The 10,815-nt window shown below is 55.6% G+C and carries 11 protein-coding genes; 9 read left to right on the top strand and 2 right to left on the bottom strand.

All coding sequences use genetic code 11. The features are described from left to right. On the bottom strand, positions 1-210 hold a 210-nt coding region (locus RT018_RS10025), incomplete at its 3' end, for a hypothetical protein (protein WP_312941548.1). A gap of 395 nt (positions 211-605) precedes the next feature. Between RT018_RS10025 and RT018_RS10030 the strand changes: the two genes are divergently transcribed. From RT018_RS10030 to acrA, 6 genes are all read left to right on the top strand, one after another. Beyond that, a complete protein-coding gene (locus RT018_RS10030) occupies positions 606-1,382 on the top strand; it encodes an enoyl-CoA hydratase-related protein (RefSeq protein WP_312941550.1) in 777 nt (258 codons plus the stop codon). 46 nt (positions 1,383-1,428) lie between these two features. Continuing rightward, a complete protein-coding gene (locus RT018_RS10035; protein ID WP_312941552.1) occupies positions 1,429-2,985 on the top strand; it encodes a CoA-transferase in 1,557 nt (518 codons plus the stop codon). 67 nt (positions 2,986-3,052) lie between these two features. After that, positions 3,053-4,531, top strand: coding sequence for a 4-hydroxyphenylacetate 3-hydroxylase N-terminal domain-containing protein (locus tag RT018_RS10040; protein ID WP_312941554.1), 1,479 nt, complete (start codon positions 3,053-3,055; stop codon positions 4,529-4,531). Positions 4,532-4,555: 24 nt separating this feature from the next. Then, complete coding sequence (locus RT018_RS10045) at positions 4,556-5,698, top strand: acyl-CoA dehydrogenase (protein ID WP_312941555.1); 1,143 nt, start codon at positions 4,556-4,558, stop codon at positions 5,696-5,698. An 18-nt stretch (positions 5,699-5,716) separates the two neighbouring features. After that, positions 5,717-6,517, top strand: coding sequence for an acryloyl-CoA reductase electron transfer subunit gamma (gene acrB, locus RT018_RS10050; RefSeq protein ID WP_312941556.1), 801 nt, complete (start codon positions 5,717-5,719; stop codon positions 6,515-6,517). 17 nt (positions 6,518-6,534) lie between these two features. After that, on the top strand, positions 6,535-7,668 hold the full coding sequence (gene acrA, locus RT018_RS10055; RefSeq protein WP_312941558.1) for an acryloyl-CoA reductase electron transfer subunit beta: 1,134 nt from the start codon (positions 6,535-6,537) through the stop codon (positions 7,666-7,668). 133 nt (positions 7,669-7,801) lie between these two features. Here acrA and RT018_RS10060 read toward each other — a convergent pair whose 3' ends face one another. Then, entirely contained in the window at positions 7,802-8,785 is a 984-nt protein-coding gene (locus tag RT018_RS10060) for a carbohydrate kinase (protein WP_312941560.1), read from the bottom strand. 502 nt (positions 8,786-9,287) lie between these two features. Here RT018_RS10060 and RT018_RS10065 point away from each other — a divergent pair. Genes RT018_RS10065 through RT018_RS10075 form a run of 3 tightly spaced genes read left to right on the top strand, consistent with a single transcriptional unit; the run spans position 9,288 to position 10,767 of the window. Further along, positions 9,288-9,608, top strand: a complete 321-nt coding sequence (locus tag RT018_RS10065; protein WP_312941562.1) for an STAS domain-containing protein — start codon at positions 9,288-9,290, stop codon at positions 9,606-9,608. Then, entirely contained in the window at positions 9,605-10,051 is a 447-nt protein-coding gene (spoIIAB, locus tag RT018_RS10070; protein WP_312941564.1) for an anti-sigma F factor, read from the top strand. Before RT018_RS10065 ends, spoIIAB begins: the two co-directional genes overlap by 4 nt. Further along, positions 10,048-10,767, top strand: coding sequence for a sigma-70 family RNA polymerase sigma factor (locus tag RT018_RS10075; protein ID WP_312941566.1), 720 nt, complete (start codon positions 10,048-10,050; stop codon positions 10,765-10,767). Before spoIIAB ends, RT018_RS10075 begins: the two co-directional genes overlap by 4 nt. The last annotated feature ends 48 nt before the right edge of the window (positions 10,768-10,815 follow it).

Below are 10,815 nucleotides of genomic sequence, written 5' to 3' on the forward strand. Positions count from 1 at the left end.
CGATTTCCCCACAATCGTGTCGGGCGCAAACCCAAAGTTTTTCTCATAGGACTTGCTCACTCGCAGAATTGTCCCATCCGCCGCGGAAAGCATCATATCGTCCGCGGAAACCAAATTGTTTTCCGGATTGATTATTTCAAAAAGCCCTTGTAAATTGACGTCCTGTTCGGCCAGGAAATCCTGAATATCTGTTCCCTGGTACCCACTCATATCGATCAAGCTCCTCTCAGTCCTCCTATGCTTTTTCTATTCATTTATGATTGTATCATATTCAAAAATGAATAGAAAGTGGGAAAAGCCACTTTTCAACGTATACATCACCAAATTCTATTCTTCTATTTTGTAACAATCCACAAATTCATCCCAACTTCGCTTCGTTCAACTTTATTCTCTTTTGAATTTCGGCTCCTTTGTTCTTAAAAAATTGTTGTTACTGTAACCAATTTTGTCAAATTATGTTGCAAATACGACGCAAATTCGCCAAACACTTTGTGAATTCTTTTTAAACTTGTATAATTTCCATTGCTTTTTTGGCACGTATTTTGCTAGAATATTAAGCAAGAGGATTGGTTCCATCAAAAGCGCATTGAAAAGGAGGGTTTTAATTGTACACTACGATTCGTTATGAAGTAAAAGACGGTGTCGGAATTGCCACCATTAACCGGCCCGAGGCTTTGAACGCCCTGAATTCCACGGTGATTGAAGATCTTTCGGCACTGGTGAACGAGATAGAGAACGACAAAGCACTGCGGGGGCTGATTATCACCGGGGAAGGCCGCTCCTTTGTGGCCGGAGCCGACATTGCCGAGCAGTGTCCCTTGGATCTGGCGGGAGGCCGGACTTGGGGCCGCAGAGGTTCCGCTCTGTTCCGCAAAATCGAGCTGCTGGAGATTCCCACCATTGCCGCAGTAAACGGCTTTGCTCTGGGCGGCGGCTGCGAGCTGGCCATGGCCTGCGACATCATTTTGGCTTCTGAAAAAGCGAAATTTGGCCAGCCCGAGGTGAGCCTTGGCATCACTCCGGGATTTTCCGGCACACAGCGTCTGGCGCGCCGCATCGGCGCGGCAAGAGCCAAAGAGTTGATTTTCTCCGGCAAAATGATTAAGGCCGACGAGGCAAAAGAAGTGGGTCTTGTCAACGCCGTCCACGCGCCCGAGGCGCTGCTGGACGCTGCCATGGAGATGGCGCAGTCTTTCGCGAAAAACGCACCGATTGCCGTCAAATACTCCAAGGCCTGCATTGACCGGGGTCTTCAGATGGATCTGGACAGCGGCATCGCTATGGAGAACGAACTGTTTGCGATGTGCTTTGGCACGGAAGATCAAAAAGAAGGCATGACTGCTTTCCTGGAGAAGCGCCCCGCACAGTTTAAAAACAAGTAAGCCGTCGACCTGCGTAATTTTTGACAAATACGAGGGGTACACTGCCATGAAAAAAGTCAGGATTCTCACTGCCGAGCAGGCGGCTGAGCTGGTCCGGGACGGGGACACCATTGCAACCGGAGGCTTTGTTAGCTGCGCTTGTCCTGAGGCGCTTTCCAAAGCGTTGGAGCAGCGGTTTCTGGAAACAGGCCACCCCCGGGACCTGACGCTGTTCTTTGCAGCCGGGCAGGGCCATCGGGACGGCACCGGCGGCGACCATTTCGGTCACGAGGGTCTGGTCCGCCGGGTCATCGGCGGTCACTGGGACCGGGCCCCACGGCTGGGCGATCTTGCCCTTGCAAACAAAACCGAGGCATATAACCTGCCTCAGGGTGTAATTTCCCACCTGTACCGCGACATTGCGAGCCATAACATCGGCACCATTACCACCGTTGGACTTTACACATTTGTCGATCCCCGCAACGGCGGCGGCAAGCTGAACGAGCGTACCAAAGAGGATTTGGTTAAGGTCATTGAGATTGAGGGGCAAGAGCGTCTGCTCTACAAATCCTTTCCCATCAACGTGGTCTTTCTGCGGGCCAGCTATGCCGATGAATACGGCAACTGCACCGTTCATCGGGAAATCGGCCCCATCGACGTAACCGCCATGGCGCAGGCCTGCAAAAATTCCGGCGGGAGAGTCATCGTGCAGGTTGAGAAAATCGTGCAGGGCGGCTCTTTGGACCCAAAGCTCGTAGCCATTCCCGGCATCTACGTGGACTCCATTGTGGTGGGTTCCGTTCAGGACAACGAGCAGTGCATTGGTATGCCGTATGACGGGGCACTCTCCGGCGAGTTTCGGATTCCCGTGGACGCCATTCCCGCCATTCCCATGGACGCCAAAAAGATTATCGCCCGCCGAGCCGCCATGGAGCTGCCACAGGACGCGGTGATAAATCTTGGAACCGGCGCGCCGGAGAAAATTGCGAATGTGGCTGCGGAGGAAGGCATTTCCGACCAGTTGACGCTGACGGTGGAGGCCGGTTCTATTGCGGGTATCCCCTATGGGGGGACCCAGTTTGGTGCTTCGGCTAACTCCATGGCGATTCTGCCCCAAAACGTACAGTTTGATTTTTACCACGGCGGCGGGCTGGACGTTGCCTTTTTGGGTCTTGCCGAGACAGCGCCCAGTGGTGATCTAAACGTTTCCAAGTTTGGCTCCCGGCTGGCCGGGGCCGGCGGTTTTATTGATATTACGCAAAACGCGAAGAAAGTAATCTTCTGCGGCACATTCACGGCCATGGGCCTTGAAACCAACTTTCAGGGCGGCAGGCTGATGATTGTTCGGGAAGGTGCGAAAAAGAAATTTGTCAAGGAAGTGGAGCATATCACCTTCTCCGGCAGATACGCCCTTCAAACAGGCCAGCCTGTTTTGTACATTACCGAGCGCGCGGTGTTCGAGCTGCGCCCCGAGGGCGTCACCCTTATCGAAATTGCGCCGGGCGTGGATTTGCAAACGCAGATTCTCGACCAGATGGAGTTCATTCCCAAGATCGCAGGGGATCTGAAACTCATGGACGAACGCATTTTCCGCGAGGAACTGATGGGCCTTGCTAACAAGTAATCCCTGTTCTTCATTATCAAAGATGAAGAACGTTTTATAACCGACTTATTACAGGAGGAATAAAAAGATGGCACTAAAAACAGGAAAAGAATACGTGGAAAGTCTGCGCCAACTGAAAACCCGTGTGTACATGTTTGGTGAGAAGATTGACAACTGGGTGGATCACCCCATGATTCGCCCCAGCATTAACTGCGTGGCCATGACGTACAGTCTGGCTCATGATCCCCGTTACGCCGAGCTGATGACGGTCAAATCCAGCCTGACAGGCAACACGATTAACCGCTTCACCCATCTTCACCAGTCTACCGAGGATTTGCTGAACAAGGTGAAAATGCAGCGCCTGCTGGGTCAAAAGACCGCAAGCTGCTTCCAGCGCTGCGTGGGCATGGACGCGTTCAACGCCGTGTTCTCCACCACCTTTGAAATTGACGAGGCCCATGGCACCCACTATCATGAGAACTTCAAGAAGTTCCTCACCATGGTGCAGGACAACGACCTGACCGTGGACGGTGCCATGACCGACCCCAAGGGCGACCGGTCCAAGGCCCCCCACCTGCAGGCGGACCCGGATATGTATCTCCATGTAGTGGAGCGCCGGGACGACGGCATTGTGGTCTGCGGCGCCAAGGTCCACCAGACCGGTTCCGTCAACTCCCACTGGCACATCTTTATGCCCACCATTGCCATGGGTCCCGACGACAAGGATTGGGCCGTGAGCTTCGCCTGCCCCACCGACGTGGAAGGCATGTACATGATTTATGGCCGTCAGTCCTGCGACACCCGCAAGATGGAAAAAGACGCAGACGTGGATCTGGGCAACGCCCGGTTCGGTGGTCAGGAAGCTCTGGTGGTTCTGGACCATGTGTTCATTCCCAACGAGTACCTGTTCCTCAACGGCGAGCATGAGTTTGCCGGCATGATGGTGGAGCGCTTTGCCGGGTATCACCGCCAGAGCTATGGCGGCTGCAAGGTCGGCGTGGGCGACGTGGTCATCGGCGCGGCGGCACTGGCAGCGGAGTACAACGGCGTGGAGAAGGCCAGCGCGGTGAAGGACAAGCTCATCGAGATGACCCACCTCAACGAAACACTGTATTCCTGTGGTGTTGCCTGCTCCTGCGAGGGCTGCCCCACCAAGGCGGGCAACTACCAAATCGACCTCCTGCTTGCCAACGTCTGCAAGCAGAACGTCACCCGCTTCCCCTATGAGATCGTGCGTCTGGCTGAGGACATTGCTGGCGGCGCCATGGTCACCCTGCCCTCCGAGACGGACTTTAAGTCCGACACGGTGGTTGGGAACAACGGCGAAACCATCGGAGAAATCTGCCACAAGTTCTTTGCCACTAAGGAAGGCGTATCCGCTGAGGATCGGGCTCGCGTGTTCCGGTTCTTGGAGAACATCTGCCTGGGCTCCGCCGCTGTCGGCTACCGCACAGAATCTATGCATGGTGCCGGTTCTCCCCAGGCCCAGCGCGTCATGATTGCTCGTCAAGGCAACATCGAGGGCAAGAAAGAGCTGGCAAAATACATTGCTGGCATTCAGGACTAAAAATTTAATGCATAGGAGACTGACATGGATTTTGAATTGACAAGAGAGCAGGAACTCATTCGCAAAATGACCCGTGAGTTCGCCGAAAACGAAGTTAAGCCCATTGCGGCCGAAACCGACCGCACCTGCAAGTATCCCAAGGAAAACATTGACCAGCTGTTCCGCTACGGCGTGATGGGCATGAGCGTGCCTAAGGAATACGGCGGCTCCGGCGCGGACGATCTGTCCGCCGCCATCGCTGTGGAGGAACTTTCCAAGGTCTGCGCGTCCACCGGCGACATTGTGGCTACCCACAATGGCCTGTGCTGCGGCCCTATCATCCAGAACGGCACCGAAGAGCAGAAGCAGAAGTATCTGCGCATGCTCACCACCGGCGGTAAGCTGGGCGCCTTCTGCCTGACCGAGCCCGACGCCGGCTCCGACGCCTCCAAGGGCACCACCGTCGCCGTGCTGGAGGGCGATCACTATGTCATCAACGGCTCTAAGATCTTCATCACCAACGGCTATGCAGCCGAGGTATTTGTGGTCTTCGCCATGACCGACCCCTCCAAGGGTACCAAGGGCATTTCCGCCTTTATCGTGGAAAACACCTTCCCTGGCTTCTCCGTGGGCAAGCACGAGGAGAAGATGGGCCTGCACGGCTCTCCCACCTCCGAGATCGTGTTCACCGACTGCATCGTGCCCAAAGAGAACCTGCTGGGCAAGGAAGGCAAGGGCTTCAAGATCGCCATGCAGACGCTGGACGGCGGCCGTATCGGCATCGCCGCACAGGGCCTGGGTCTGGCCGAGGGCGCCATGGAGGAGGCTGTTGCCTACACCAAGAGCCGCGTCCAGTTTGGCCGCCCCATCTCCAAGTTCCAGAACACCCAGTTCCTGTTTGCCGACATGGCTGTGTCCATCGAGGCAGGCCGTCTCCTGACTTATCAGGCCGCTATCCGCAAGACCAATGGCCAGTCCTTCACCAAGGAAGCCGCCATGGCCAAGCTGTTTACTTCCGAGGCCGCCATGCAGATCACCACCAAGTCTCTTCAGATGTTCGGCGGCTACGGCTATACCAAGGACTTCCCCATGGAGCGCATGCTGCGTGACGCGAAGATCACCGAGATCTACGAGGGTACTTCCGAGGTCCAGCGGATGGTCATTGCCGGTCGCCTGGGCGTGAAATAACTGAGGAGGTAGAGAGTTATGAAAATCATCGTATGTGTAAAGCAGGTGCCCGATACCTCCGGAAAGGTGGCTGTGAATCCCGATGGAACGTTGGACCGCGCGTCCATGCAGACCATCACCAACCCCGACGATCTGAACGCCGTTGAAGCGGCGCTGAAGCTGAAGGACGAGACCGGCTGCAAGGTTATCGTCGTGACCATGGGCCCCCCTCCCGCCGCTGGAATGCTGCGTGAGCTGATGGCCCGCGGCGCGGACGAGGGCGTGCTGGTGTCCGCCCGCGAGTTCGGCGGCAGCGATACATACGCCACATCTCAGATTCTGGCCGCCGCCGTCAATCGGATCGGCGTGGAGTCCGACGACATCGTGATGTGCGGTCGTCAGGCCATCGACGGCGACACCGCTCAGGTTGGCCCCCAGATCGGCGAGAAGCTGGGCCTGCCTCAGGTGACTTACGCCGCCGACATCCAGAAGACCGGCGACACGGTCACCGTGAAGCGGATGCTGGAGGACGGCTACATGACCATCAAGGTCAAGACGCCCTGCCTGCTCACCTGCATCAAGGAGTTGAACGCCCCGCGTTACATGAGCGTGGGCGGCATTTTCGAGGCCTATGACAAGCCCCTGGCGACCTTCGACTATGAGACGTTGAAGGACGACGCCCTGATCGATCCCACCACCATCGGCCTGAAGGGCTCTCCCACCAACATTCTCACCTCCTTCACGCCGCCGCTGAAGGGCGCCGGCATGATGCTGGAGGGCGCGGACAAGGCCGCCTGCGAGAAGCTGATCGGAATCCTGAGTGCCAAGCACATCATCTGAGAAAGGGGTAATTGAACATGTCTTTTAACAACACGGATATCGCTGCTTTCAAGGATGTATGGGTGTTCTGCGAGCAGCGCCAGGGCAAACTGATGCCCACCGATTTTGAGCTGATCTCCGAGGGCCGGAGACTGGCAGACGAGCTGGGCGTGCAGCTGTGCGGCCTGCTTTTGGGCGACGGCGTGGAGGGCCTTGCGAAAGAGCTGGGCGGCTACGGTGCGAACAAGGTCTATGTCTGCGACCATCCCCTGCTGAAGAACTACACCACTGACGGCTACACCGCCGCCATCTGCCAGGTGATTGAGGAGTACAAGCCGGAGGTCATGCTGTTTGGCGCGACCAATATCGGCCGTGACCTGGGCCCCCGCTGCGCCGCGCGTCTGCACACCGGCCTTTGCGCCGACTGCACGCACTTGGACGTGGAGATGAACAACTACAAGGACTTCCTGCGTGAAGCTTCTACGCTGGCCCCCGAGAAGATTGATGGCATGAACACCGCTATGGTGCTGGGCCAGAAGCACGACGTGTCCCGCGATTTGAAGATGACCCGTCCGGCTTTCGGCGGCCATCTGATGGCGTCCATCATCTGCCCCCGCTTCCGTCCCTCTATGGCGACGGTGCGGCCCGGCGTGATGAAGACGGCTCCCTTCGACCAGGCCAAGGCAGACGCCTGTGAGATCGTGAAGCCCGCGTTCCAGCTGTCCGAGGCGGACATGGAAACCGAGGTTGTGGAGATCGTGAAGGCGGCGAAGAAGCTGGTGGATCTGATTGGCGCGGATTTCATCGTGTCGGTTGGCCGCGGCATCAGCAAGGATGTTGAGGGCGGCATCAAGCTGGCGGAAGAGCTGGCTGCCGAGCTTGGCGGCGTTGTGGGCGGTTCCCGTGCCACGATTGACTCCGGCTGGCTGTCTGCGGACCATCAGGTTGGCCAGACCGGCAAGACCGTGCATCCCAAGGTCTATGTGGCTCTGGGCATCTCCGGTGCAATTCAGCACAAAGCTGGTATGCAGGATTCTGAGTGCATTATTGCGGTAAACAAGAATGACACTGCTCCCATCTTTGAGATTGCCGATTACGGCATCTGTGGCGACCTGTTTAAGGTTGCCCCCCTGCTGACCGACGCCATTCGCGCCGTCAAGGCCGGAAAGTAAAAAACTTTTTCAGAAACTAAGAAGCACCGCCATCCGAAAGGATGGCGGTGCTTCTCTATTGCTCTATAGACATAAGGCACCGTGTAAACATATTTTTCGCGTTGTAACGGGTTTCTGATGTCGAAAGTTATTATTATGTGTCGGGCAACCACTCTCCCGCTTTTTGCATGCGACACAAAACGTCCTCCCGGTGCGGCATGGCAGGCATAGCACCCCGTTTCTCCACACAAAGGGAAGCCACGGCGTTGCCAAAGCGGGCAAAGGATTGAAAATCTTGAAAGGTAATCCGGTCCAGCGGTTTTCCGCTCTCTGAGACGCGGGTTAAAAAACCACCCCAAAAGGAGTCGCCTGCCCCGGTAGTATCCACGGCCTGGGTGGGAAAACCGGGGACCATAACGCTGCCTTCTTTTGTAGCCACCAATGCACCTTGGTTTCCAATGGTTACCACCACACAGCGAAGCCCTTGGCGTACAAGTTTTTCCGCCCCTTCCCGGAGATCAGAGCAATCGGTCAGATACTCGACCTCATCATCGGAAACCTTTAAAAGGTGTACCAGCGGGAGAGGAGTGCGCATTTGCTTCATAGCGGCTTCCTTACTTGTCCAAAGCAGGGGGCGATAGTTTGGGTCGTAGGCAATGATCGCCCCGGACGTATGGGCTAAAAGCACAGCCTCCATTGTGGCGCTGCGGGCAGGCTCATCCGTCAAAGAGAGAGAGCCAAAATGCAGAATGTCGCTGTGGGAAATCAGCTCACGGTCTAGCTCTTCTGGGGAAAGCTGAACGTCCGCACCTGGCTTTCTGGCAAAAGAAAAGCTGCGCTCTCCGCGCTCGGAGAGCGCCACAAACGCCAACGTAGTGAAATAGCGTCCATCCACTAAAAGGGCATGCGTATCGATACCGGTTTTATGCAGTGTGTCCGCGAGAAACCGGCCCTGAATGTCGTCGCCAACCTTACCGATAAAGGCAGTTTTGCGGCCCAGCTTGGCGGCGCAGGCCAAAACGTTTGCCGGTGCGCCGCCAGGATTTTGCTCAAATACCGCCATGCCGGCATCAGAATCAGGCAGAGGAGTATAATCAATCAAAATTTCGCCCAATGCTGTGATCTGTGTGTTTTCCATCCATCTCTCCCATTTTTCAAACGGGGCGGAAATCTGCGTCCCGTGGAAAGTAAAACGTTTACGCAATTTATCTTATCTTATCAGCTTTTTGCATAAAAAGCAAGAAAGAAAACCGTGGAGACAGGGGAACAATACTTGACGTGTGCGATGAAAATGGGCGATGAAACATGAAAAGTTGAGAAATTAATTGCAAAAACCTCGCATTTGGTTTCCATAATAAAATATTTATGGAAACCAAAAGGTTTTCGACAGAAAAGAAAATTTGAGTCATGTTATGATCGCCGCAGAGACATGCATGACGGAGCTTTTCGGGCTTTTAAGAAGCAGGCAGGCCGTGGGCGTGCATCTCAGAAAAAGGGACAAGCAAAAAAGATCCCGTAGCTGGCCATTGGGTTTGGCTGTGGGCGAATAAATAATAACCTGATGTAAGCGACAAACCCCATGCCGCGCTCAATTTTCAATTTTAGGAATTGACATAGCTAATGCAAAGGAGACTTGGGAGATGGATATCAAAATGCAGACCGCAGACCGCAACTTGTTGCTGGAGCTCAGCGGGGATTTGGATCACCACGCTGCAAAAAACGCCATTCGGGAGCTGGAGTTAGCGGTGGACGCGGCGCTTCCCCGCAGACTGCTGCTGGATTTCGGCGGAGTGACCTTTATGGACAGCTCGGGTATTGCGCTGCTGCTGAGGGCAAAACGGTGCATGGACGCGCTGGACGGAAGTATGCAGGTCTGCCATGTGCAGCCACAGGCAAAGCGCGTGATGGACGCCGCCGGAATTGGGCGGCTGATTCACATAAAACAGGAGGGAACGGTATGAGGAAGAGTGTGAATTACATCCGGCTGGAATTTCCCAGCCGCAGCAGCAACGAGGGCTTTGCACGAATGGCGGCGGCTTGCTTCGCTTCGCAGATGGACCCCACGCTAAACGAGGTGGAGGATATTAAGACAGCGGTCAGTGAAGCGGTGACCAACGCAATTGTTCATGCCTATCCCGACTCGATTGGTAAAGTGAGCCTAAAAGCAAAGATCTGCGAAGGCAATATTTTGGAAATTTCAATTAAGGATGCGGGAAAGGGAATTCCCAATATTGATAAGGCGCGCCAACCTATGTATACCACGGGCGGCGAGGAGCGCAGCGGCATGGGCTTCACCATTATGGAAAGCTTCATGGATGCACTCACAGTTCACTCCACACCGGGGAAGGGAACGACGGTGACCATGCATAAGAAAATAGCCAGCCGGGCCAACGGACAGCGATGAGCGGTCAGGCGACGCTGGACCTGCTCCGGGCGGCGCAGGAAGGTGACCAGCTGGCCTGCGAGCAGATTGTAGAGGAAAACAGCGGCCTGATTTGGAGCATCGTCCGGCGATATTACGGTCGGGGCGTGGAGGTGGACGACCTCTATCAACTGGGCTGTCTGGGTTTTTTAAAAGCGGTGCAGGGTTTTGACTTTACATATGGGACCTGTTTTTCCACATATGCGGTGCCCAAGATTGCGGGTGAGATCCGTCGCTTTCTTCGGGATGATGGGGCCATCAAGGTAGGTCGGACCATCCGGGAGCGGGCGGCGCTGCTGTACAGCGTTCGGGAGCGGCTGCGCTTTGAGCTGGGAAGAGAGCCGGCGCTCTCCGAGTTGTCGGAGAGCACGGGGCTGACTCCGGAGGAAATCGCCCGGACGGAATTGGCCACAGACCTGCCGGATTCTCTTCAGCGAGAGACAGAAGACGGTCTTGCGCTGGAAGGAATGCTGGGAACCGAGGCTCCGGAAGACGGAATTGTTGAGCGTCTTGCGGTGCGACAGGCGGTGGAGGCGCTGCCTGAAAAAGAGCGAATGACCATTCTCCTGCGCTATTTCCGCGGTTTTACGCAGGAGCAGACCGCCAGAATCCTAAAAGTGTCTCAGGTGCAGATTTCCCGGCTGGAACGGCGGGGGTTGGAGCGGCTGCGGAGGTCCTTTGAGCCATGGCGTACGTAAATAGAAAATTGCATGGAGACGGTATACTGTTTCGATTAAAAACCGCGG

This window comes from Oscillibacter sp. (assembly GCF_032060045.1).
GTDB lineage: Bacteria > Bacillota > Clostridia > Oscillospirales > Oscillospiraceae > Oscillibacter.